19 protein-coding genes and 1 tRNA gene are annotated in these 23934 nt (G+C 73.2%); 8 read left to right on the plus strand and 12 right to left on the minus strand.

The genetic code is table 11. From position 1 onward, the window contains the following. Entirely contained in the window at positions 1-1299 is a 1299-nt protein-coding gene (locus AB0J21_RS01645) for an MFS transporter (protein ID WP_363143738.1), read from the plus strand. Beyond that, positions 1296-2321, plus strand: coding sequence for a TolB-like translocation protein (locus AB0J21_RS01650; RefSeq protein ID WP_363143739.1), 1026 nt, complete (start codon positions 1296-1298; stop codon positions 2319-2321). Before AB0J21_RS01645 ends, AB0J21_RS01650 begins: the two co-directional genes overlap by 4 nt. A gap of 234 nt (positions 2322-2555) precedes the next feature. Here AB0J21_RS01650 and AB0J21_RS01655 read toward each other — a convergent pair. Further along, positions 2556-2629: transfer RNA gene (locus tag AB0J21_RS01655), tRNA-Pro, on the minus strand. Positions 2630-2782: 153 nt separating this feature from the next. Between AB0J21_RS01655 and AB0J21_RS01660 the strand changes: the two genes are divergently transcribed. Together AB0J21_RS01660 and AB0J21_RS01665 are read left to right on the plus strand one after the other, a co-directional pair. Continuing rightward, positions 2783-3499: a transketolase gene (locus AB0J21_RS01660; protein WP_363143740.1), complete on the plus strand. Its 717-nt coding sequence runs from the start codon at positions 2783-2785 to the stop codon at positions 3497-3499. 71 nt (positions 3500-3570) lie between these two features. After that, complete coding sequence (locus tag AB0J21_RS01665) at positions 3571-4479, plus strand: transketolase (RefSeq protein ID WP_363143741.1); 909 nt, start codon at positions 3571-3573, stop codon at positions 4477-4479. 22 nt (positions 4480-4501) lie between these two features. On the opposite strand, the gene AB0J21_RS01670 is transcribed toward AB0J21_RS01665, so the two are convergent. From AB0J21_RS01670 to AB0J21_RS01705, 8 genes are all read right to left on the minus strand, one after another. Further along, the gene (locus AB0J21_RS01670) at positions 4502-5782 is read right to left on the minus strand and encodes an MFS transporter (protein WP_363144071.1); all 1281 of its coding nucleotides are present in this window, start codon (positions 5780-5782) and stop codon (positions 4502-4504) included. Positions 5783-6058: 276 nt separating this feature from the next. Beyond that, positions 6059-6448, minus strand: a complete 390-nt coding sequence (locus AB0J21_RS01675; protein ID WP_363143742.1) for an MmcQ/YjbR family DNA-binding protein — start codon at positions 6446-6448, stop codon at positions 6059-6061. A gap of 71 nt (positions 6449-6519) precedes the next feature. Then, a complete protein-coding gene (locus tag AB0J21_RS01680) occupies positions 6520-7476 on the minus strand; it encodes an alpha/beta hydrolase (protein WP_363143743.1) in 957 nt (318 codons plus the stop codon). Positions 7477-7558: 82 nt separating this feature from the next. Then, a complete protein-coding gene (locus AB0J21_RS01685) occupies positions 7559-8128 on the minus strand; it encodes a GAF domain-containing protein (protein ID WP_363143744.1) in 570 nt (189 codons plus the stop codon). Beyond that, positions 8125-8727: an ATP/GTP-binding protein gene (locus tag AB0J21_RS01690; protein ID WP_363143745.1), complete on the minus strand. Its 603-nt coding sequence runs from the start codon at positions 8725-8727 to the stop codon at positions 8125-8127. The genes AB0J21_RS01685 and AB0J21_RS01690 overlap by 4 nt, the downstream gene beginning before the upstream one ends. Then, positions 8705-9076, minus strand: a complete 372-nt coding sequence (locus AB0J21_RS01695) for a DUF742 domain-containing protein (RefSeq protein WP_363143746.1) — start codon at positions 9074-9076, stop codon at positions 8705-8707. Before AB0J21_RS01695 ends, AB0J21_RS01690 begins: the two co-directional genes overlap by 23 nt. 11 nt (positions 9077-9087) lie before the next feature. After that, positions 9088-9549, minus strand: coding sequence for a roadblock/LC7 domain-containing protein (locus AB0J21_RS01700; protein WP_363143747.1), 462 nt, complete (start codon positions 9547-9549; stop codon positions 9088-9090). Positions 9550-9653: 104 nt separating this feature from the next. After that, positions 9654-11810, minus strand: coding sequence for an ATP-binding protein (locus AB0J21_RS01705; RefSeq protein ID WP_363143748.1), 2157 nt, complete (start codon positions 11808-11810; stop codon positions 9654-9656). A 599-nt stretch (positions 11811-12409) separates the two neighbouring features. On the opposite strand from AB0J21_RS01705, the gene AB0J21_RS01710 reads away from it, so the two are divergent. Then, positions 12410-13051 (plus strand): hypothetical protein, encoded by a 642-nt coding sequence (locus AB0J21_RS01710; protein WP_363143749.1) that lies wholly within the window; start codon positions 12410-12412, stop codon positions 13049-13051. 32 nt (positions 13052-13083) lie between these two features. Here AB0J21_RS01710 and AB0J21_RS01715 read toward each other — a convergent pair whose 3' ends face one another. Beyond that, positions 13084-14139 carry a LacI family DNA-binding transcriptional regulator gene (locus tag AB0J21_RS01715; protein WP_363143750.1) on the minus strand — a complete coding sequence of 352 codons (1056 nt, stop codon included), beginning with the start codon at positions 14137-14139 and terminating at the stop codon, positions 13084-13086. Positions 14140-14404: 265 nt separating this feature from the next. Here AB0J21_RS01715 and AB0J21_RS01720 point away from each other — a divergent pair, with 265 nt between their 5' ends. Both AB0J21_RS01720 and manD read left to right on the plus strand, forming a co-directional pair. Next, positions 14405-16351 carry a cellulase family glycosylhydrolase gene (locus AB0J21_RS01720; protein WP_363143751.1) on the plus strand — a complete coding sequence of 649 codons (1947 nt, stop codon included), beginning with the start codon at positions 14405-14407 and terminating at the stop codon, positions 16349-16351. A gap of 71 nt (positions 16352-16422) precedes the next feature. Further along, positions 16423-17664 carry a D-mannonate dehydratase ManD gene (gene manD, locus AB0J21_RS01725; protein ID WP_363143752.1) on the plus strand — a complete coding sequence of 414 codons (1242 nt, stop codon included), beginning with the start codon at positions 16423-16425 and terminating at the stop codon, positions 17662-17664. A gap of 58 nt (positions 17665-17722) precedes the next feature. Here manD and AB0J21_RS01730 read toward each other — a convergent pair whose 3' ends face one another. Beyond that, a complete protein-coding gene (locus AB0J21_RS01730; protein ID WP_363143753.1) occupies positions 17723-21061 on the minus strand; it encodes a GH92 family glycosyl hydrolase in 3339 nt (1112 codons plus the stop codon). A gap of 461 nt (positions 21062-21522) precedes the next feature. On the opposite strand from AB0J21_RS01730, the gene AB0J21_RS01735 reads away from it, so the two are divergent. Continuing rightward, positions 21523-22086 carry a DinB family protein gene (locus tag AB0J21_RS01735; protein ID WP_363143754.1) on the plus strand — a complete coding sequence of 188 codons (564 nt, stop codon included), beginning with the start codon at positions 21523-21525 and terminating at the stop codon, positions 22084-22086. Between the two features lie 567 nt (positions 22087-22653). Here AB0J21_RS01735 and AB0J21_RS01740 read toward each other — a convergent pair. Beyond that, complete coding sequence (locus AB0J21_RS01740) at positions 22654-23862, minus strand: MBL fold metallo-hydrolase (RefSeq protein WP_363143755.1); 1209 nt, start codon at positions 23860-23862, stop codon at positions 22654-22656. Between the last annotated feature and the right edge of the window lie 72 nt (positions 23863-23934).

Raw genomic sequence — 23934 nt, forward strand, 5'->3', positions numbered from 1 at the left:
ATGTATGTAGCGGACAGCCGCGCCTCCACTCCGGCGCAGACGTCCGCGGAGCCCGCCGGCCGGCCTCGGGCCGGACGGCGGCGCGCCGCGGGCCCCGTCGTCCTCGCCCTCGGCACGGTGAGCCTGATCACCGACGTCTCCTCCGAGATGGTGACCGCGGTCCTGCCCCTGTACCTGGTCACGGGTCTGGGCCTCAGCCCACTCGGCTTCGGTCTGCTGGACGGCGTCTACAACGGCTTCTCGGCCCTGGTGCGCCTGGTCGGCGGCCGTTTCGCGGACAGCGGTCCGGGGCGTCACAAGACGGTGGCGGTACTCGGCTACGGCCTCTCCGCCCTGTGCAAACCGCTGCTGTTGCTGGCCGGTTCACTCCCGGCCATCGGCGTGGTCCTCGCCGCCGACCGCACCGGCAAGGGCCTGCGCACCGCCCCGCGCGACGCGCTGATCTCCCTCAGCAGCTCCCCCGAGAACCGGGGCCGGGCCTTCGGTGTACACCGCGCGATGGACACGGCGGGCGCGCTGCTCGGACCGCTGGTCGCCTTCCTGATCCTGCGCGCGACGGTGGACGGCTATGACGCGGTGTTCACGGTGAGCTTCTGCGTCGCCGCACTGGGCGTGGCGGTCCTGGTCCTGTTCGTCCCCCGCAACGGGCGCGGCGCCGGGCCCGTCGGCCCCCGCCCCGAAACGGCCGGGCGGGCGCGCCCCACCCGCCCCTCGCCCGCCCTGCTTCGTATCACGCTGTGCGCGACCCTGCTGGGCCTCGCGACGGTGAGCGACGCCTTCGTCTACCTGATCCTCCAGCGCCAACTGGGGGTTTCCGAAAGGTGGTTCGCGCTCCTGCCGCTGGGTACGGCCGCGGCGTTCCTGATCCTGGCCGCTCCCCTGGGCCGGCTCTGCGACCGTATCGGTGCCTGGCCCGTGTTCCTCGGCGGCCATCTCGCCCTGCTCGCCGTGTACGCCCTGCTGTTCACCCATGCCCACAGCCCCGCCCTGCCGTACGCCGTGCTGCTGCTCCACGGCACGTTCTACGCGGCGACGGACGGCGTGCTGATGGCGGCGGCCTCCGCCGGACTGTCCGAGGCCCGCCGTTCCTCGGGGCTGGCGGTGGTGCAGACCGGGCAGGCCGCCGCCCGCTTCGCGTGCTCGCTGGGTTTCGGCGCGGCCTGGACGGCGTGGGGAGACCGTACGGCGCTGGGGACGGCCGCCGCCCTGCTCGGCGTGTGCGGCGTGGTGTCGTACGCCCTCCGCCCCTCCACGCACTCACCAACAGAACAGACAGAAAAGACAGAGGTGACGGCATGAGCCATCGCGGCAAGTTCTCGGTCCTGGTCGCCGTGGTGCTGGTGCTCGCGGTGGTGGCCACCGTGTCCGTCCTGCGCGCCTCGGCCCGCGCCGACCGACGCGACCAGGCCCGCCCCGACGGCCCGCGGGTGACGACGGGCGAGGTGGGCCTCGGCCCGGGGGCGCGGCGCATGGTCTTCCGCAACATGGCCTGGGGCCCGCACCGCGACGAACTGGCCTCCACCGCGGCGAGCGCTCCCGCCGGGACCCGCACGGCCACGGCCGGCGGCCTCACATGCCTGCGGTTCCACGCCGCTTCGGGCACCGGCGTCTGTCTGCAGGCGGTGCACGGGGCCCTCACGGACACCTACCGCGCCACGGTGGTGGACGCGCGTCTGCACGAGGGGGCGCACTATCCGGTCCCGGGCATCCCCTCCCGGGCCCGGGTCTCGCCGAGCGGGCGGTACGCGGCGTGGACCGCGTTCGTCGGCGGCGACAGTTACGCGGGCACGGACTTCTCGACCCGGACGGCGATCCTGGACACGCGCACGGGGAAGCTGACCCCGTCCCTGGAGGTGTACGGCATCGTCAAGGACGGGCGGCGCTACCGGTCCGCGGACGTCAACTTCTGGGGGGTCACGTTCGAGCGCGACGACCGGCACTTCTACGCGACGCTGGCCACGGGCCGCAAGACGTACCTGGTGCGCGGCGACATGCCCACCCGCACGGTCACCGTGCTGCACCAGAACGTCGAGTGCCCCTCCCTGTCCCCCGACGGCACCCGGATCGTGTACAAGAAGCGGGTCGCGGGTCTGCCCGCGGACGCCCCCTGGCGCCTGTACGCGCTCGACCTGCGCACGATGCGGGAGACCGCGCTCGCCGAGTCCCGCAGCGTCGACGACCAGGCGGTCTGGAGCGACGACCGGCACGTGACGTACGCCCTGCCGGGCGACTTCGGCGCCGACCTGTACACGGTGCCCGCGGACGGCCGGGGCACCCCGCACGAACTGGTCAAGGCCGCCGTCTCCCCGGTCTACCTCTGACCGCGGGCGGCGGCCCCGCCGTCTGGCCGTCGAACGATCCCCCGCCCCACCGTCGTGCGCTCGGCGCCGTGATCATCGATCACGCCGTCGAGCGCACGGCGCGCGAAACCGTACCGCCGACGGGCACATCCGCTCGGCCGCGCAGGACACCGGGGCCCCGCCGACCCCCCGGAAACGACCAAAGGCCGCTCCCGGATCTCTCCGGAAACGGCCCTGATCTGCGACTTCGTAAAGTCGGGACGACAGGATTTGAACCTGCGACCCCTTGACCCCCAGTCAAGTGCGCTACCAAGCTGCGCCACGTCCCGTTGCGCGAGTGACCTGGGCTTTCCCTGGCCGAACGCGCACAGAAACCATACCGCACTCCGACGGGTGGTCGCGCACGCCTTTTCCCTCCCCCGGAAGGTCCGCACGAGCCGGCGGCTTGACCTCAAGTTCGCTTGGGGTTTTAGCGTCGCCGCATGACGACGACCTCAGCGTCCGCCCCCGGCAGCCTCGGGTACGCGGAGCTTCCCCGGCTCATGGAACGACTCACCGGCGACGAGAAGCACGGGCCCGCCGCGACCTCGACCCTCGACGTGCTGTGGGTCCTGTACGACCAGGTGCTGCGGGTCTCCCCGGGCTCCGTCGACGATCCGGAGCGGGACCGGTTCCTGCTGTCCAAGGGGCACGGCCCCATGGCGTACTACTCGGTGCTCGCCGCCAAGGGGTTCCTGCCCGAGGAGTGGCTCGACGGGTTCGGGTCCTTCGGGTCACGGCTCGGTCTCCATCCGGACCGGACGCTGGTCCCCGGCGTCGAGATCGGTAGCGGCTCCCTGGGGCACGGGCTCCCGCTCGCGGTCGGTGTCGCCCTGGGGCTGCGGGCCCAGGGGCGCGGCGGGCCCGCGGTCTGGGCGCTGGTCGGCGACGCGGAGCTGGACGAGGGGTCCAACCACGAGGCGGTCGCGTTCGCGGGTCCCGCCGGGCTCGACCGGCTGCACACCGTCGTGATCGACAACTCCTCCGCCCGGCACGCCCGCCCCGGCGGCATCGCGGAACGCTTCCGGGTCGGCGGCTGGGAGACCCGGACCGTGGACGGCCGCGACCACACGGCACTGCTGTCCGCCTTCACCACCGCGCACCCGGGCCGGCCGCTCGCCGTGGTCGCCCGGGTGGAGCCGAAGACCTCGGGTGCCTGACCCCGCCGTACGCACACCGCCCCGTGCAGGAAGCACCGCGCACACCGTTCTCCCGAAAGGACCGCACCGCCGTGGACACCATGCGTGACCGTTTCGCCACCACCGTCTCCGAGCTGCTGGACGAGGACCCCCGGATCGCCCTCGTCCTCGCCGAGATCAGCGCCGACCGCTTCACCCGGGCCGCGCGCCGCCACCCCGAGCGGGTCGTCAACGTCGGGATCAGGGAGCAGTTGCTCGTCGGGGCGGGGGCCGGACTCGCGCTGAGCGGTCTGCGGCCCGTGCTGCACACGTTCGCGAGTTTCCTCGTGGAGCGGCCCTTCGAGCAGCTCAAGCTGGACTTCGGCCATCAGGACGTGGGCGGGGTGCTGGTCAGCTCCGGGGCCTCCTTCGACATCGCCTCGGGCGGGTTCACCCACATGTCCCCCGGTGACATCGGCCTCCTCGACACGCTCGACGGGTGGACCGTGCACGTCCCCGGCCATCCGGACGAGGCCGAGACGCTGCTGCGGCACGCGGTGGCCGCGGGCGGGCAACGCGTCTACGTACGGCTGTCGGACCAGGTCAACGCGGTGGGCCGGACCGTCGACGGGGCCCGCGCGAGCCTCGTGCGGGAAGGGCGGGCCGGGGTGGTCCTCGCGGTCGGGCCAGTGCTGGACGAGGTGCTCGCGGCGACGGAGGGGCTCGACGTGGCGGTGCTGTACGCGACGACGGTGCGGCCCTTCGACGGGGCCGGGCTGCGGCACGCCCTGGCGGGGGCGGTCCCGGACGTCGTGCTGGTGGAGCCGTACTACGCGGGGACCTCCACCTCGGTGGTCGCCGAGGCGCTCGTGGACCGGCCGCACCGCGTGCTGGGCCTCGGCGTGGGCCGCCGGGAGCTGCGGCGCTACGGGACGGCGGCCGAGCACGCCGCCGCACACGGTCTGGACGCCGCCGGCCTGCGGCAGCGCGTCACGGCCTTCCTGGACTCACGGGCCGGGTGACCGGCGGCGGGTGCCGGGGCGCTCAGCCGGCCCGGGTCGGCGGGGCCTTGCGGTCGTCGCGCGAGCGCTCGGTCCCCCGTGGTCGCGGGGCGAGGTTGCCGTGGCGTTCCGGTGGCGCGTCGACGCGGGTCAGGCGCCGGATGTCGGGCACGGCGAGAAGGGTGAGGCCGACCACGACGATCACCACCCCGCCGGTGAGAAGGACGGTGTCGGTGCCGAACAGGGAGGCGGCGGGCCCCGCGAGCGCCTGGCCGACCGGCATCAGCGCGAGGGAGCCGGCGACGTCGTAGGCGTGGATGCGGTTGAGGACGTCCGGGCGCACCTGGGTCTGCACCGTCGTCGCCCACATCACGCCCCAGAACGCGGAGCCGGCTCCGGCCACCAGCGAGCACGCCGCCATGCCCGCCACCGGGAACCCGGCGCCCACACCGGCGGGGAAGAGGCACACGCCGAGAAAGGCGAGGGCCCCGGCGCGCAGCATCCGGCGCGGGCGCAGCCGCAGGGCGAGCAGCCCGCCGATCACGGTGCCCGCGCCGAGCGCCGAGTTGACGAGCCCGTACGCCTTCGGGCCGTGGTCCTGGACGACGGAGGTCGCCACGAGCGGTACCGCCGGGCCCCACGCGGCGATCGTGAACAGGCCCCAGACGGCGATGACCGCCCACAGCCAGGTGCGGGAGCGGAACTCGTACCAGCCCTCGACGAGGTCGGCGCGGAACCGGGTGGCGCGGGGCGCGGCGGCGGGGGCGGCGGCTGGCAGCCGCAGCAGGATCAGGCACAGGGCGCTGACCAGGTAGGTGCCGGCGTGCACGACGAAGACGCCGCCCGCGGAGGCGAACCCGACCAGGAGCCCGGCGAAGGCGGGGCCGCCCAGGCTCGCCACCGACTCGGCGACCCGGACGGCTCCGTTCGCCTTCTGCACGTCGGCGGCGAGCCGGGGCACCGTACTGGCGACCCCGGGCTGGAACAGGGCGGAGGCCGCCCCGTTGACCGCGCCGATCGCGCAGACCTGCCACAGCACGACGTGTCCGGTGAAGAAGAGCACGGCCGCGAGGGACTGCGTCACGACGCGGACGCTGTCGGCGCCGATCATCAGCAGCCGGGTGTTGAACCGGTCCGCGAAGACGCCGCCGAAGATGACGAGGCCCGCGAAGAGGGCCACCGAGGAGGCCATGGCGAGGCCGACCGCGCCGGCCCCGTACCCCTCCTGGAGGAGTCCCGTGGCGAGGGCCACCGGCAGCATCGTGTCGCCCAGTTTGGCGACGGCGCGGGCGGTGAAGAACAGCCCGAAGTCGCGGGTCCACAGCGGCTGTCGGCCCCCGGGAAGGGGGTCGTCCAAGGGGCCGCCGACGGGGGGAGCGGCGATCCCCGGGGGCGCCCCGGGGGCGGCGGGCGCCGGGCGCACCGGCCCCTCGGCCGCTGCCGCCGCTGTCCCCGTCTGTGGGTCCCTGTCCCGCGCTTCCGGTTCTCCGGCCATCCGTGCCGTGTCCTCCCGTATCTGTCGGCCTTGCCGCCTCGCGTGGATCATGCCACGGCGGGCGCCGGGAGGCGCCGGTGATTCCGGCGGGCGGACGAGCGTCCGTCAGCGCGGGCCGTGGGACTCCGGCCGGGGGCACAGTTCCGGGTGGGCGGCCAGCAGGCGCGGCGGGGCCGCCTGGGACCACGAGTCGGTCAGGATGTCCCGCAGTTCGGCGGCGTCGTCGAGAGCGGCGATCCGGACCCGGACCCACGCCGAGAACGCCTCGTGCTCGGCCACCCAGAACTTGTGCGGCTCGGCGAGGACCAGTTCGTCCCGTTCCTGTTTCGGGCAGCGCACCGCGAAGGAGGTCTCGTCGTCGGGCACGGTGACGAACATCTTCCCGGCGACCCGGAAGGTCGGCATGGACCAGGCCGTCTTCTCGACGGTCTCCGGCAGCGCGAGGCAGATCGCGCGGACGTCGGCGGAGGTGGGCGCGAAGGGGGCTTCAGACATGACGAGACCGTAGGGCACGGCACCGACAAAGTGGCGCCGGGCGACGCGGGGCCGGGCGACGCGGCCCGGGCTCACAGCGCGTGGGCGTCCAGCCAGTCGGTCAGGTCCGCGTGCACCTGCTCGCGCACCGTCTCGTTGAGGATCTCGTGGCGGGCCCCCTCGTACCCCTTCCAGCTGAGGTCCTCGACGCCCAGGTACCGCAGGTCCTCCAGCAGTTCGTAGATCAGGGTCATCCGCTGGTTGCACGGGTCCTCGGTGCCGGAGGCCACGTGGACGGGCAGGTCGCGCGGCATGCGGGCGAGGCGCTCGGGGTCGTTGACCCGGCGGGAGGCGCGCACCCAGTCGAGGGACAGCCCGGCACAGAACGGGAAGCCGCAACGCTCGTCCGCGACGTACGCGTCCACCTCCGCCTCGTCCCGCGACAGCCACTCGAAGCCGGTGCGGTGGCGGAAGGGGTCGTTGAAGGAGGCGAAGAGACCGGGCACGAAGGAGGAGAGGTGGTCGCGGCCGTGGGTGTCGATCTCCTTCTCCAGGACGGCGATCGAGGTCTCCGGCTCGGCGCCGGGCAGCGAGCGGAAGGCGCCGGTGAGAATCAGCCCGGCCAGGTCGTCCGGGTACTCCTGGGCGTACTCGCGCGCGAGCATCGAGCCGAGGCTGTGGCCGAGCAGCAGCAGCGGGGTGCCCGGGTGCAGCGCCCGCACCTGGTCGCCGACGGCCTTGAGGTCGGCGAGGATCGCGCGCCAGGTGTCGGCCCCCGTGTCCCCGGTGACGCCGAAGCCGCCGGTGGACTGGGCGCTCGCCCCGTGGCCCCGGTGGTCGGAGGCGACGACGCCGTAGCCCTGGGCGGTCAGGTGCCGGGCGAAGCGGTCGTAGCGCTGGGCGTGCTCGGCGGCGCCGTGCGCGATCTGCAGGAAGGCGCGCGGCCGGCTCCCCGCCTCGGGCAGCCAGGTGTACGTGGCCAGGGCCACTCCGTCACCGGTCTGGAGCACGCCGGGGGTACGAGTGGTGTCGGCGCTGGAACTGGTCATCGCGGTCGGGTCCTTCCGGTGGGGTACGGGGCGGGTGTGCCCGTGACGGCCTGCCCCTCCCCTCTCCCCCGCGTGCGCGAGGTCATGCCCCCGCGTGGGCCGACCGGCCCCCCGCGCCCGTGCTCGCGGCGGGGGCTCGCGGTACCTCGCGCGTGAGTTCCTCGCCGAGTTCCGCCGCGAGCGTCTTCACCACGTCGAGGCCCTCGCCGCCCCACGCACGGGGTTCGCGCGTGGCGGCGCACACGGTGCCGAGGGCGAGTCCGTCCCCGTCCATGAGCGGGGCGCCGAGGTAGGCGAGCACCCCCCACTGGTAGACCACCGGGTTGGTCGCGAAGCGCGGGAACTGACGCACGTCCTCCAGCACCAGGGCCTTGCGGCGGACGACGACGTACGGGCAGTAGCCGTGGTCGCGCGGCAGGGTCCGGCGTACCGTCGAGGGCTGCGCGCAGGGGTGGCGTCCGGCGAGGAACTGGTGGACGGGCGTGACGAAGTTGACCGCCGCGTAGGGCACGTCGAGCCGGTCGGCGAGCCGCTGCGCGACCGCGTCGAGCGCCGGCTCGGGCCGCTCGCCGAGGCCCAGCGCGCGCAGGCGCTCCAGCCGGGCGGGGGCCTGCGCGTCCTCGGGGGTGAGCAGCAGCCTGCCGAAGGTCACGCCCTGACCCCTTGGCTGCTCGCGGCGGTCGGTTCGGTGCTCGTCAGCAGGTGCTGGACGAGTCTGAGCAGGGTCTGGATGCCGGAGCTGGAGATGCGCGCGTCGCAGCGCACCACGGGCACCTCGGGGGCCAGGTCGATGGCGGCCCGTACTTCCTGCGGGTCGTAGCGGTGGGCGCCGTCGAACTCGTTGACGGCCACGACGAAGCCGAGTCCGCGTTGTTCGAAGAAGTCGACGGCGGCGAAGCAGTCCTGGAGTCTGCGGGTGTCGGCGAGCACGACCGCGCCGAGCGCCCCCTCGGACAGTTCGTCCCACATGAACCAGAAGCGTTCCTGGCCCGGGGTGCCGAACAGGTAGAGCACGTGGGAGCGGTCGAGGGTGATGCGGCCGAAGTCCATCGCGACGGTGGTGGTGGTCTTCTGCTCGACCCCCTCCAGGTTGTCGGTCTCGGCGCTGGCGCTGGTCAGCAGCTCCTCGGTGCTGAGCGGGGCGATCTCGCTCACGGCGCCCACGAAGGTCGTCTTGCCCGCCCCGAAGCCGCCGGCGACCAGGATTTTGAGCGCCGTGGGGAAGGTGTCAGAGCCGTCGTCGTAGTCCATCGAGCAGTGCCTCCAGTAGGGACCGGTCCGTGGGGTTGTGGAAGGAGTCCGGGGGTTTGCTGACGAGCGCGCCGCAGTCCACGAGGTCGGACAGCAGCACTTTGGTGACCACGACCGGCAGCCGTAACTGCGCGGCCAGCTCGGCGACGGAGGCCGGGGCCCCGCACAGTCCGAGGGCCTGGTTGTGCTCGGGTCCCAGGTGGGCGGGGGCCGGGGTGCCGGTGGCGAGCACCTGGGAGAGCAGGTCGAACCTGGTGGCGGGTTCGGTCCGGCCGCCGCTGACGGTGTAGGGCCGCACGAGCCGGCCCGCCGCGTCGTCCAGCCAGGGGCCGTCCTGCCCGATCGTCACGGCCAGGGCCCTCAACGGGTCCTCGCCGGTGCCGCCGTGACGGCCGGGCGCCGGGCCGGGACGGCGAGGTAGGGGCGCACGCTCTTGACGAGCATCGCCATCTCGTAGCCGAGGACGGCGGGGTCGGCCTCGTTGCCGGCGAGCACCGCGAGACAGGTGCCCGAGCCCGCCGAGGACACGAACAGTAGGGCGGTGGACAGTTCGACCACGACCTGGCGTACGTCCCCGCCGTCGGCGAAGCGGGCGCCGGCGCTGCGGCCGAGGGAGTAGATCCCGGAGGCGAGGGCCGCGAGGTGGTCGGCGCTGTCCACGTCGAGGCCGTGCACGGATCTGACCAGTCCGTCCGCCGAGAGCAGGACGGCGCTCGTACTGTGCGGTACGCGCTGCACCAGGCCGCTCAACAGCCAGTCGAGGTCGGAGACATGGCCGGTGGTCACGTCCTGGGCATGGCCCGTGGGCACTTCGCTCGCCATGGGGTCGGCTCCTTGGAGTACGGGGGCGGGAGGTCGGGGCGCGCGCCGCGCGGGTGCGCGGGCCGGTCCTTTGCCGGCCCGGGATGCGGGGACGGGTGGGGCCATCAGCCGGCGGGCGGGTGGGGCCGGTCGGCGTGCTCGGTGCCGGGTGGCTCTTCGAGCCGGGGTTCGGGGACGCGTACGCCCGGCGGTTCGCCGGCCTCGCCCCGGCCGAAGCCGGTACGGAAGGCGGCCATGAGGCCGGGATCGTGCCCGACGTAGGCGTCCTCCTCGGGACGGTCGGGCTGCGGTCCGCGCCGCAGTTGCGGGGCCATGTGTGTCTGCGCCTGGCGGCGGGGCAGTCCGGGGGGCCTGGCGGGGCCGGCCACCGGGGTGCCGTCCCGCAGGGTGAGGGCCGTGATACCGCCGGGGGCGTCGGCGGGCGTCAGCTCGCCGGGGCGGATGCCGGGGCGGGCCTCGGCGGGGTTCGGGCGTTCCCGGTCGGCCCCGCGTACCGGGAGCCTGGGGGCGGACGCCCGTCCGGTTCCGGTGGGTTCCGGTGGCGGAGTGCGGCGGGTGGTGGGCTCCGGTGGCGGAGTGCGGCGGGCGGCGGGCTCCAGTGACGGGGTGCGGCGGGCGGCGTGCGAGCCCGGTGCGCCCCGGACGGGCAGCGGCGGCGGGGCCCCCTCGCTCGTGTCCCCGCCGGGTGCGCGGTGGGCCTGCCGCTGGGGGACGACGGGGGTGCGCGGGGCGGCGGGCGCCTGCTCCGCGACGGGGGCGGGGGCAGGGGCAGGGGCGGGGCGCGCGGTGGCCTCGCGGGTCCGGCGGGGCGTGGCGGGCGGAACGGGGCCGTCGGCCGGCCGCCTGTCCGGCCCCGGTCCGGACGTCTCCTCCCGCTTCGGCCCTGTCACGCCGGGCCCTGGCGCGCCGGTCGTCCAGGTCGTCACGTCCCGCCCCGGCCCGGTCTGCGTGGGCTGCTTGGGCTCGGGTCGTGCGGGGAGGGCCGGGGGCGTGGCCGGGCGTGCGGAGCGCGGGAGGGGGATCGCCGGGGCGGGGCTGTTCTCCGCGACCGGTTCGAGCGCCTCGGGTTCCTCCCCGAGCAGAGTGGCGGGCAGGACGAGGACGGCCTGCACGCCGCCGTAGATGTTGCTCTGGAGGCGGACGGCGATGCCGTGCCTGCGGGCCAGGGTGGCGACGACGTAGAGGCCGATCCTGCCGTCCTGGAGCAGGCTCGCCATGTTGACCTGGTCGGGGTCGGCGAGCAGCGCGTTCATCCGGTGCTGTTCGGCGACCGGCAGGCCCAGGCCCCGGTCCTCGACCTCCACGGCGAGGCCCGCGGCGACCCGGCCGGCGCGCAGCAGCACCGGGGTGTGCGGGGAGGAGAACTGGGTGGCGTTCTCGACCAGTTCGGCGAGCAGGTGGATCACGTCGGCGACGACCTGTCCGCGCAGCGTGCCCTCGACGGGCGGGACCAGCTTGACCCGGGAGTACTGCTCGACCTCGGCGACGGCCGAGCGCAGCACCTCCGTCATGGTCACGGGCCGGCTCCACTGGCGGCGGGACATCGCACCGCCGAGCACGGCGAGGTTCTCGGCGTGCCTGCGGGTGCGGGTGGCGAGGTGGTCGACGTGGAAGAGGCCCTTGAGCAGCGCCGGATCCTCGATCTCGTTCTCCAGCTCGTCCAGGAGCTGGATCTCGCGGTGCACGAGGGACTGAAGGCGGCGCGCGAGGTTGACGAAGACCTCGACCTTCTGCTCGCTGCCGGCCTGGCTGGAGAGTTTCGAGGCCTGCACGACCGAGGCCATCGCGACGTCGTGCGAACGGCCGAGCTCGTCGGCGAGCAGGTCGAGTCCGTCCCCTCCCCGGTCGGGCCGCGGCGAGGAATCGCGTACGGGGGTGACCTCGCCCCTGCGCAGGCGGTCGACGAGCCCGCGCAGTTCGCTCTGGCGCCGGGCGCTGGTGCTGCGCAGGACGGCGATGCGGTCCAGCAGGGTGCGGGTCGCGCGGCGCGCGGCGAGGACGGCGCCGCACAGGGCGGCGACCGCGACGGCCGCGGCCACGGCGAGCACGACCCTGACGGCCGTACTGGGATGCGGGCCCGCGCCGAGCACCATGAGGACGGCAGCCGTTCCGCTGAGGGCCACGGCGACCGCCGGGAGGACCGCTGTGCGCAGCAGAAGGGTCCGTATGTGCGTCTCGGGCAGGGGGCTGCCCGGCCGGCCGTGCCGCGCCCCGCCGTCTGGGCGGTCTGCGCGGGGGGCCGGTGCGCGGAGGTGTGACATCGGCGTCCTCGGTACGGGTGTGTGGGCTCCTGCTGAGTACTGCTGGGTGCGCGCTGCCGCGCCGCCGGCACCCCTGCTCGGGTGACCGCCGGAGAACACACAGTAGTCACCAACTGAACAGGGGCCGCGACCAGTTGACAATCCCGTACGCGCAGGGTCCCGCTCTGGTATGAGCGCTGGTACACATGAGCGAGACATCGATGGGCACACACGTGCGAGCGGGCTCGCGGTTCGCACGCCTGATCCAGGCGGAACGGGGGCGCCGACGACACGTCATCGCGCCTGATGCTGTTTTTTCTCGCGCGAGCCGCTGCGTACGGGGCTCCGCGGCACGGGGCCCGATCGGCCTCTTCCCGCGCCTGCGACCACGGCCTGCCGGCGTCCGGCGGGCGTGACCCTTCCCTGTCCTCCGGCCCTCTACGGCGTCCTGAGACCTCCGGCCCCCGAGTGGCGATCTGGGTTCCAGAGGCGCCCGCAGGCCCGCACAACGCGATCTCCCGGGTCCCGGGCAGTGGTTGTGCGAGACCGTGCCCTTCCCGGACCGGGCCACCGGCCCCCGCGGAGGGCGGACCCGGGTCCGGGCGGGCAGACTGTCCCGTATGACCGCTTCGGGCGCCGGGGTACGGCGGGGACGACTGCTGTTCGACGGCTGGATCGCGGGGGTGGGCACCGCCTCGGGCACCCGGCTGGTCCTCGGCCACTGGCCCCGCTCGCCGTTCGGCCCGTTCAGCGACGTCATGCTCCAGGGCCCGGACGGGCGGCGCACGTTGTTCGCCCCCTCGGGGCCGGTCGCCGAGTTCGTCGCCGCGACCTACACCTTCGACCGGGTGCGGGTCGTCCCCGTGGCGGTGGAGGTGGCGGGCGCGCGGTGGAGCGTGACGGCGGGCCCGCTGCGCCTGTGGCTGGCCGTCGGCTCCCGGACACCGCTGGGGCGGCTGTTGCGCGCGGTCCCTCCGCAGCTGGCCCGCAGCAGGAGCTGGGCGCGTCTGTGCGACGTGCCGGCCCGTCTGCTGCCGGGGGTGCGCACGCTCGGCAGCGCCGGGGCCGGGCGGCGCGAGTGGTACGGCGCGCGGGATCTGCACTCCCTGCGCTCGGCCCGGGCCGAGCTGGACGGGCGTGACCTGGGCGCGCAGGCGCCGCTTTCCCCGCCGGTGACCTTCGGTTTCGGTTCCGCGCCCCGGACCCCGGCGCTGGTCCGGGTGTGCAGCACCGTCGAGCTGCCGGACGAGCGGGCGCGGTAGGGACCGGTGCCGGGCCGCCGCGTCCGCTCCCGCTACGGGGGCGGCGCCGTGGACTCGCGCACCACCAGTCGCGGCGGGGCCACCACCGTCTCCCGGTCCACGCCCTCCTCGCCGAGGCGCCCCAGCAGGTCCAGCGCGGCGGCGCGGCCGAGCTGGGCGAGGTCCTGGCGGACGGTGGTCAGCCGCGGGTGCAGCATCCGGCCGACGGGCAGGTCGTCGTGGCCGACGACGGAGAGCCCGCCGGGTACGTCGACGCCCAGGCGGCGGGCCGCGGAGACCCCCGCGAGGGCCATCATGTCGCCTGCGAAGACGATCGCCGTGGGGGCGTCCTCGCGGCCGAGCACCTCGGTGACCACCTCGCCCGTGGTGTGGCCCGCGAAGTCCGAGGTCAGCAGGTGGCTGGGCGACAGGCCGCGGCGGCGCAGCGCGTCGAGGAACACCTGTCGCCGGTAGCCGGTGTGGACGCGGTCCTCGGGCCCGCCGACGTAGGCGATGCGCCGGTGGCCGAGGGCGACGAGGTGGTCGACCGCCTCGGTCAGGCCCTGCTCCTGGCCTGCGGCCTGGACCGTGGGGACCGGGTCGGGCTGCCAGGGCGTGCCGACCAGGACGGCGGGCAGGCCGAGGGTGCGCAGCAGGGCGAACCGGCCGTCGCCCACGCGGCTCTCGGTGAGGATCACCGCGTCGACTCTTCGTTCGTCGGCCAGCCGCCGGTAGGCGCGTTCCTCGGCGCCCGGCTCCTCCCCGACGATGTGCAGCAGGAGACCGTAGTCGCGCGGGGCGAGTTCGCTCTCGATACCGGCGATCAGCAGGGTGAAGTACGGATCGGAGTTGAGCAGGTCGGGGTCGCGCCCGGCGATCATGCCGATGGCCCGGGTCCTGGCACCGCGCAGCGCCACAGCGGCGGCCGAGGGCGTCCAGTTGAGCTGGGCGGCGGCCCGGCGCACCCGTTCCCGGGTAGCCTCGGGGAACGAGCCCTTGCCGTTCACGATCTTCGAGACGGCCGAGGGGGACACCCCCGCCAGGGTCGCCACGTCGGCGATCGTCGTCCGGCCGCTCCCGCCGCGGCCCGGCTTCGTCCCTCCCGCCATGAGAAGCGAGCCCCTCCTCTGTAGGACCTCCGCAGGACCTCTGCGGGACTGCGCCACACCCGGCCCGACGGCGCCGGACCACGCGTGGACGGCAGGCCCCGGAGGCGAGCGCCGTCACAGTACCAGTCGGCCGGACGCCGGGAGCGGCGGCGGTACGGAAGCCCGGAGGGAAATCGATTTACCAAAGGCTGAACAGCCTCTCGACAGAGCTTCAGTCAATCGATATACCTGTGGAGGATCTTCCGATTCGACCGACAGGACTCTCATGCATCGCAACGCGGCCAAGCTCGGCACGGCGGACCGGCCCACGGTCTGGGTGGGCGTCAACTACTGGTCCCGTACCGGCGGCCCGCTCATGTGGCGTTCCTACGACCGCGCGGTCGTGCGGGAGGAGCTGGAGGTCCTGCGCGAGCACGGCATCACGCTCACCCGCTCCTTCCTGTACTGGCCCGACTTCATGCCGGAGCCCGACCGTCTCGACGAGCGGATGCTGGAGCGCTTCGACGACTTCCTGGAGCAGCACCGCGCCCTGGGCATGACGACGATCCCCACCTTCCTCGTGGGCCACATGTCGGGGCAGAACTGGGATCCGGTGTGGCGCGAGGGCCGCGACGTCTTCGCCGACGAGTGGTTCGTGGAGCGTCAGGCGTGGTACGTCCGCGAGTGCGCCGCCCGGTGGAAGGACCACCCCTCGGTCGCGGGCTGGCTGCTGTCCAACGAGATACCGATCTACGCCGACTGGCGCTCCCGCGGGATCGGCACACTGGAGCACGAGCGGGTCACCGCGTGGGCGGGGACCCTGATCACGGCGGTGCGCGAGGCGGGGGCGACCCAGCCGGTCTCGGTCGGCGACGGTTCCTGGGGCGTGGAGACGACCGGGGCGGACAACGGCTTCCGGGTGCGCGAACTGGAGCCGCTGATCGACTTCCACGGCCCGCATGTGTACCGCATGGAGGACGACCCGGTACGGCAGTTCCTCGGGGCCGCCTTCACGTGCGAACTCCTCGACCTGGGCGGGAAGCCGGTGGTGATGGAGGAGTTCGGGGTGAGCTGCGACTACACCTCGCAGGAGAACGCCGCGCACTACTACCGCCAGACGCTGCACAACACGCTGCTGGCCGGTGCGACGGGCTGGATTCCCTGGAACAACACCGACTACGACGCCCTGGCCGACCAGGAGCCGTACTCCCACCACCCCTTCGAGATGCACTTCGGGCTCACCGACGACCAGGGGCGGCCCAAGCGGCAGTTGCTGGAGGTGAAGCGGTTCACGGAGGTCCTGGAGCGCACGGACTTTCCCCGGCTGTGGCGCCCCGACACGGACATCACGCTCGTCGTGTCCTCGTTCCTGGAGAAGATGTACCCCTTCACCCAGCCCGAGGACCCCGCCGCGGTCCTGTCGGTGACGCGGCAGGCGTACGTGGCCGCGCGCGAGGCGGATCTGCCGGTGGGGGTGGCGCGGGAGGCGGACGGGCTGCCCGGGGACAGCGCGCTGTACCTGGTGCCGAGCACGAAGGCGCTCACGGCGCCCACCTGGCGGACGCTGCGCGCGCACGCCGAACGCGGCGCCACCGTGTACGCCTCGTACTTCGTGGGTACGCACGGCAACCAGCGCGGCTCGTGGTGGCCGAAGCTGGACGAGACCTTCGGGGTGCGCAAGCAGGTGCGGTACGGGCTGACCGACCCGATCGAGGACGACGAACTGCGCATGGTCTTCCAGAAGGACTTCGGTGCGATCAAGGCCGGCGAGGAACTGGTCTTCCCGGTCGCGGGCACCGTGCACTCGCGGACCTTCCTGCCGGTGGTGCCGGAGAGCGCCGAGGTCGTGGCCACCGACGCGCACGGCCGTCCCGCCCTGCTGCGCAGGCGCGTCGGATCGGGTCAACTCGTGCTGTGCACCTACCCCTTGGAACACATGGCGGCCAGTGTCCCGGCGGTCAACCCCGAGCCGACCTGGCGGCTGTACGCCGCGCTCGCGGCCGAGTCCGGCGCGAGTCCGGTGGTGACCGTGGACGACGGGCGGGTACTGAGCGCGGAGATGGAGCACACGGACGGCCGGCGCTTCGTGTGGTTCGTGAGCCAGCACCCGGCCCCGTTGACCGTCACGCCCGAGGTGCGCCGGGGCAGGCTCACTGATCTGGAGGGCGCGCCCCTCACCAGCGTCGCGCTCGACACGTACGGCGTCGTGGTGGCCGCCCGTTGTGAGGACTGAGCACCAGGGAGCCGTAACGGCACCAGCTTCCCCAGCCCCACGCACCCACCAACGGTCATCCAGGAGGAACCGTGAGAATCACCGCCGCGGACACGGTCGTCACGAGCCCGGGACGCAATTTCGTCACTCTGCGCATCACCACGGACGACGGGCTCAGCGGGCTCGGTGACGCGACGCTCAACGGCAGGGAACTGGCCGTGGAGGCCTACCTGCGCGAGCATGTGGCCCCGCTGCTCGTGGGCCGGGACGCGAGCGCGATCGAGGACACCTGGCAGTACCTGTACCGGGGGGCGTACTGGCGCCGGGGCCCGGTGACCATGGCCGCGATCGCGGCGGTGGACACCGCCCTGTGGGACATCAAGGCGAAGGCGGCCGGTCTGCCGCTGTACCAACTGCTCGGCGGTGCCTGCCGCACCGGCGCCCTGGCCTACGGGCACGCCTCGGGCCGGGACGTGCCCGAACTCCTCGACTCGGTGCGCGCGCACCTGGCGGACGGCTACCGCGCCATCCGTGTCCAGAGCGGCATCCCCGGGCTGGACTCGGTGTACGGGGTGGCCGCCTCGGCGGCGGGCGGCGGGGAGCGTTACGACTACGAACCGGCCCGGCGGCCGGCGGGCGGCCCCGCGCGGCCCGCCGAGGAGGTGTGGGACACCCGGGCGTATCTGCGGCACATGCCGGCCGTGTTCGAGGCGGTACGCGCTGAGTTCGGCCCCGGGCTGCCGCTCCTGCACGACGGACACCACCGCATGACGCCGATCCAGGCCGCGCGGCTGGGCAAGGACCTGGAGCCCTACGACCTGTTCTGGCTGGAGGACGCCACCCCCGGCGAGGACCAGTCGGCGCTGCGCGTGATCCGTGCGCACACCACGACCCCGCTGGCGATCGGCGAGGTCTTCAACTCGGTGCACGACTACACCACTCTGCTGCACGAGCGGCTCATCGACTACGTCCGCTCCGCCGTCACCCATGCCGGCGGGGTCACGGGGATGCGCAGACTGCTCGACCTGGCCGCGGTGTACGGCGTGCGGTCCGGGATGCACGGGCCCACCGACATCTCGCCGGTGGGGATGGCCGCCGCCCTGCATCTGGACCTGGCCGTGCACAACTTCGGCATCCAGGAGTACATGCGGCACTCCCCGGAGACACTGGAGGTGTTCCGCACCTCGTACAGCTTCACGGACGGCCTGCTGCACCCGGGCGAACTTCCGGGGCTGGGCGTGGAGTTGAACGAGGAGGCGGCGGCGCGCTTCCCGTACCGGCCGGCGTACCTGCCGGTGAACCGGCTGACCGACGGTACGGTCCACGACTGGTGAGAGGCCGCCTTCCGTGGACCGGGCGACTGCTCGCCCGGTCCACGGAAGGCGGCGGGGATCAGGCCGTCGCCGCGGCGAAGACGTGCAGGACGCCTCCTTCGGTGGTCTTCGGCAGGGTCACGCTCGCGAGTTGCTTCCCGGCCTGGAGCGGTACGGGCGCGGTGGCGAAGATCTCGGCGCCCACCGGGTCCTTCTCTCCGCCCGTGGCGAGCCGGTAGTCGGTGTGCACGGCGATCGTGTTGCCGAAGGAGGGCTCGTCGGCGCCCGCGGCGAGTGTCCAGTCGCTGAACCCGATGTCGGCCTGCTGCGTACTGCCGTCGGTGTAGGTCAGCGTCGCCGTACCGCTCGCCGTGCCCTCGGCGGCGCTGCCGAGCAGGCTCAGCTTGGTGGCGCCCTGGGTCGCGGGGACGGCGAGGACCTGTCCGCCGCCGGTCACCTCGATGTTGTCGGGGTCACCGGGTTTGGTGTCCGGCCAGGTGAAGTCGAAGCCGCCGGAGGAGACCGTGGAGCCCGGCTTCGCGCCTCCTGCCGCGAGCGCCTTCGCGGAGTAGCTGAAGCCCTCCCCGTCGAAGTTGCCGTCGGCGCCGCTGTCCTCGGTGGTCACTGCCTGGTTGTTGAGGTTCCACAGCAGGCTGTTCTCGGGCGCGACGGTCACGGAGAGCGAGGTCTTCGGCAGTTCGGCGCCGGAGGCCGACTTCAGCGTCACGGGGACGGAGTAGAAACCGGGTTTCGTGCCGGCCCCGGCGGCCACGGAGAGGGTGGCGCTCGCGGAACCCGCGCCGGGCACGGCGATCTGCCCGTTCGCGGGCGTCACGGTGAGCCCGTCGGGTGCGGTGGCCTCCCAGCGCACCGTCTCGGCCTTGTCCTGGAGGGTCCGCACCGTGACGGAGGCCTTGGTGTCCGCACCGCCGGGTTCGGTCTTCACCGTGCCGGGCTGCGTGCCGGTGAAGTACGTGTCGCCGCCGCCGGGGAAGGAGGGCGGGGCGTCGGCCTCGGCGCCGCCCCAGGAGGTGTCGGGCTCACTGCCGAGAGTGAAGTCGAGCGTGCCGCCGTGCTCGACGAAGGAGGCGGGCACCCAGGGCTGGTGCGAGCTGCGGCCGTCGGTCCGCAGTCCGCGGATGTACTTGTTGTCCTTCGAGGCACCCGGGGCGTTGATGGTGAGGGTGCGGCCGTGCCCGGCGTGGACCACCGCGTGCGGGAACAGCGGGGCGCTCAGCGCGAGGTCGGCGCGGCTCGGGTTCTGGGGGTAGACGCCGAGCGCGGAGAACACGTACCAGGACGACATGGTGCCCGCGTCGTCGTTGCCGGGGATGCCGCCGGGGCTGTTGGTCCACAGCTGGTCCAGCTCGGCGCGGACCGTCTCCTGCGTCTTGTAGGGGGCGCCCAGGTAGTCGTACAGGTAGGGCGCGTTGATGTCGGGCTCGTTGGTCGGGTCGTAGCGGGTGTCGTCCTTCGCGGAGAAGTCGAACGTCCCGTCGGCGTCGCGGAAGAAGGCGTCGAGGCGCTCCACCGTCCTGTCCCTGCCGCCCATCGCGCGGGCCAGCCTGGCCACGTCGGAGTAGACCATCCAGCTGTAGCGGGCGCTGGTGCCCTCGACGAATCCGGCGCCGGTGGCGGGGGTGAAGGTGCCCGCCCAGGTGCCGTCCGCCTTGCGGTCGCGGATGTATCCGCCCTCGGGGGTGGCCGTCGGGTCGAAGACGTTCGTCCAGTTGCCCGAGCGGTCGAGGAACCGCTTCTGCGCGGCCTTGTCGCCGACGGCGCCCGCGAGTTCCGAGAGGCCGTAGTCGGCGGCCGCGTCCTCCAGGGTCTCGGCGGCGCCGCCCCAGCAGTGGCAGTTGTCGGCCGGTACGTAGCCGAGCTTGAGGTACTGGTCGAGCGCGGGCCGCTGGCCGACGCACTCGACGTTGCAGCCGGCGCTGTCGGAGTCGTTGGCGGTGGGGACGGTGGCGGCCTTGACGAGTGAGGCGACGGCGCCCTTGACGTCGAAGTCGCGCCCGCCGAAGGCGTAAATGCCCGCCAGGGCCGCGTCGGAGGGGTCGCCCGACATGACGCTGGTCTTGCCGTGCTCCAGCAGCCAGCGATCCCACTCGCCGCCGCGCTGTCCGGCGTAGTTGTAGAGGGACTGGGCGTAGTCGCTCCCGGCCTTCGGGTTCAGGAGCGTCAGGAGCTGTACTTGGGCGCGGTACTGGTCCCAGCCGGAGAAGGTGCCGTACTGGGCGCGCTGACCGTGCGCGAGGCGGTGCGTCTTTCCGTCCGCACCCGTGTAGGTGCCGTCGCTGTCGCTGGTCAGCGTCGGTTCGAGCATCGAGTGGTAGAGCGCCGTGTAGAAGGTGTTGTACTGCTCCTCGCCGCCGCCGCCGACCTCGACGGTGCGCAGCGCCTTCTGCCAGGCCTCTGTCGCCTCGTGCTCGACGGCGTCGAAGCTCTTGTGCGGCGGGTTCTCGGCGCGCAGGTTGGCCTCGGCGCCCCGGTCGCCGACGTAGGAGACGGCCACCTTGGCGCCGACCTCGGTGGTGCCGGCCGGGAAGGTGACGTAGGCGCCCGAGCCCTTGCCCGCGACGGGGTTGCCCGAGGAGCTGTAGCCCGTCCCGCCGGTGGCCGAGGTGGCGGACGGCTGGAGCGAACCGTCCTTCCATGTACCGGACTTCGCGAAGGGCCGGTCGAAGTGCACGGTGTAGTGGAGGGTGTAGAGGTCCTTGCGGTTGTTGGCGTTCTGCGGTCCGCAGAAGTTGCCGGCGCTGATGGAGCCGGTCACGGTCCGGGCGGCCCGGTCCACGTGGATCCGCGCGTCGGCGCTGCCGGACTCGGCGTTGGAGCCGCGCACCAGCATGCTCGCGGGTTTCCCGGCGGGGAAGGTGAAGCGGCCGGAGCCGGTGCGCTCGGTGGCCGTCAGTTCGGCCGAGGCCCCGCTGTCGAGCGCGACCTTGTAGTAGCCGGCCCGGGCGGTCTCGTTCGCGTGGGAGAAGGTGGAGGCGTACGTCGCGTCCTCGGTGTCGGCGGTGGGTGAGGAGTCCACCCCCCCGGGGTACGGCATGATCGGCACGTCGCCGTTGGCCCCGGAGCAGCCGACCCCGTCGAGGTGGGTGAGGCTGAAGCCGCGGATCTTCTTGGCGTCGTACTGGTAGCCGCCGGGCGCCGGATTGGACACCTGCTTGCCGTTGGAGGTCTGCGGGCTCCAGGACAGCATCCCGAAGGGCCGTACGGCGCCCGGGTAGGTGTTGCCCGCGTTGGCCGAACCGATCAACGGGTTGACGTGGGCGGCCGGATCGGTGACGGCGGCCGGGTGGTCGTGGGCCGCGCTCGCGGGTGTCGCCGTGGCCGAGAGGCCGAGGGCCGCGAGGGCCAGGACCACGACGCCACCGGCCGCCCGGCGCACCGGGCCTCTACGGCGTGTCACTGTGTCGGACACTCTTCCTGCCCTTCTGTCGGACGGGCGGCCACCTTGCGCCTGACGGAGGATCAGTGCGCGTCGGTCCACACCCACCGCTCACCCCGCCCCCGAAGTGGCCACCGCCGGGACAACGTTGTCAAAGCTGAACCGGATGGTCCTCCCATCGATCTGACGGTGTCAAGGGGGCGGAATCCCTGGTTCGACTTCGCGGCGGGCCGACGGAACCGGCCGACGAGACGTCGCGGAGACGCCTCCGGAGGGCGAGCGCGGCCCCCTTCACCGGCCCGGACCGCCACTGCCGCGCGCCGGAGCCGGCTCCGGCTCCGGCCCAGTGAATGGATCAGAGCCCTCCCAACTCATGTCTACACAGGCAGACAAGGCAAAACGATCGGTTCCCGGGCACGATCTTCCCCCCGCCCCCCAGACGGCGACGATCACTCTGCCCGACGGGTCTGTAGTGTGCGGCGATGACAAGAAGCGAGCGGCTCGCGGAGCAGTCGGACTGGTACTGGCGCAAGAACCTGCGGCCACGGCTGGACGGTCTTACCGACGAGGAGTACTTCTGGGAGCCGGTGCGCGGCTGCTGGAGCATCCGCCCACGTGGCACGTCGGCCGCACCGATGCTGGAAGGCTCGGGGGAATGGACGATGGACTCCGCGTCCCCTGCACCGGTCCCGGCACCGGTGACCACGATTGCCTGGCGGCTGGCGCACATCATCGTCTCGTGCCTGGGCTATCGGGTCGGGTGGTACTTCGGCGGCCAGGATGCCGACTCTGAGACATTCGCCTACGCGGGGACCGCTGACGAGGCGCTGAAACAGCTCGATGAGATGTACGGGAGATGGAACGCGGGGGTCCGCGAGCTCTCGGACGCCGACCTGGACAACCCGCCCGTGGTGGGTCCCGAGCGGTTTCCCATGGAGAACCGGGTCCTGCACGTCAACAGGGAGCTGATCCATCACGGCGCCGAGATCTCCCTGCTGCGCGACCTCTACCGCTGGCAGGACGGAGCCGGACCGCACCGAATATGACTTTCGGTAATCGGCGATCGGGCTGCGGAGACTTACGTGGAATCCGTGACGCCCCATGGCTGCGGCCGCCGATGGGCCTCACGGTCTTCAGCCTTTTCCGTGCGTCGCTGTTGCCGTTTGAAGCAACCCCGCGCTGATGCTCCCCGCCTGCCCGATTCACGGCCGGTCGCCCTTGACCGGCGCACACCCGAGGTAAGACCGGATGTCGCGAGGTGGTGAATCGGTGCCCGGACCGCCTGCCAGGGGAGGCTCGGCGTCGGGTCGAAGCGATGAGGCAGACATCCGCAGCACCCTGGAGGCTGCCAACGACACTGGCCGGGCAGTGCAGTCGGGCGCCGGGCCGACCGGGCCCCTCCTACGCGCTCAACGCCTCACCGCGCGTGTTCGGATGACGACCCCAGACGTGTCTTCAGGGGACAGCGAGGGCCTGACACTCCGCGCAGGAGCTTGCCGCTCCGCCCCGAGCGCCCTTTCCCAGGCCCGGGCCACACCGTCGCGCTCCGGCCGGGAGACACACCAGCATCCGGCGCGTCTCTCCGGACTCGGCCCAGGTATCCGCGGCCGACGTCACTGCCCCCCAGCGAGGTCAAGTTCGCCCTTGCTCGTTCCGGCCACGCCCTCAGCCCTGTCGTCGATCATCCGGGGGCGGCGCCACGGACGCGCGATCGGCGCGGACACCGTCCGCCACCACGGCTCCCCCGGCACCTCTCCCGACGGCGTGAACGGCTCGCCCGGACGGGGGAACGCCACCGCCTGCCCCGCCTCCTCGGCCGCGTCCCTCGTCCACTCCCCCGGCTCCGCCCATGCGTGCTGGGCGAGGTTGAAGGTGCCCCAGTGGATCGGCAGCAGGACACCGGACGGGGAGCCGCCCTGGAGGTCGAGGTGGGCCCGGAGACCTTCCTCGGGGGTCATGTGGATGTCCGGCCAGTACGGGGAGTAGGCGCCGATCTGGATCATCGTCACGTCGAAGGGGCCGTGCGCGGTGCCGATGTCGCGGAAGCCGGGGAAGTAGCCCGTGTCGCCGCTGTGGTAGACGCGGTGCTCGGGGCCGGTGACCGCCCAGGAGGCCCACAGGGTGTGCTGCTGGTTGCGCAGGCCGCGGCCGCAGAAGTGCCGGGCCGGGGTCGCGGTGAAGTCGAGGCCCGCGATACGCGTCGACTCGTGCCAGTCCAGCTCCCGCAGCCGCTCGGGCGCCACGCCCCAGCGCTCCAGGTGGGCGCCGATGCCGAGCGGGACCACGAAGACGGTGCCGGTCCGGGCGAGGCGCTGGATCGAGGGCAGGTCGAGGTGGTCGTAGTGGTCGTGCGAGATGACGACCGCGTCGACCGGGCCGAGCGCCTCCAGCGGCACCGGGGCGGGGTGCAGCCGCTTGGGTCCGGCGAAGGAGAACGGGGAGCAGCGCTCGCCCCACACCGGGTCGAACAGGACGCGGGCGCCGTCGATCTCGGCGAGGACGCTGGAGTGTCCCATCCAGGTGATCCGCAGTCCCGGGGCGGGCTCGCGCGTGAGGTCCGCGAGAGTGGTGGGGTGGACCGGCAGGGTGCCCTCGGGGGCGCGCAGCGCACGCTGGTCCTTGCGGAAGAAGTTCTGGAGGAACTCCAGGCGCGAACCGGGCGGCGGGGCCTTCGGTCCGTCGGGGTTGCGGAAGACGCCGCGGTCCCGGTCGAAGTGCGGGGACTGGTGGATGCGCTCCAGCCTGGCACCGGTGGCGTCCGCGCCGAAGGCGAGGGGCCGCAGCGAGCGCAGTTCGGAGCGCAGGGAACGGGCGTCGGTCACGGCGCCTCCTCAAGGTCTCGGGGCGGGCTGCCCGTCGTCTCGGTGGGCTACCCATTATGTGCGGGGCCCGGG

Origin of the sequence: Streptomyces sp. NPDC049954, assembly GCF_040656295.1 — a bacterium.
Lineage (GTDB): Bacteria > Actinomycetota > Actinomycetes > Streptomycetales > Streptomycetaceae > Streptomyces.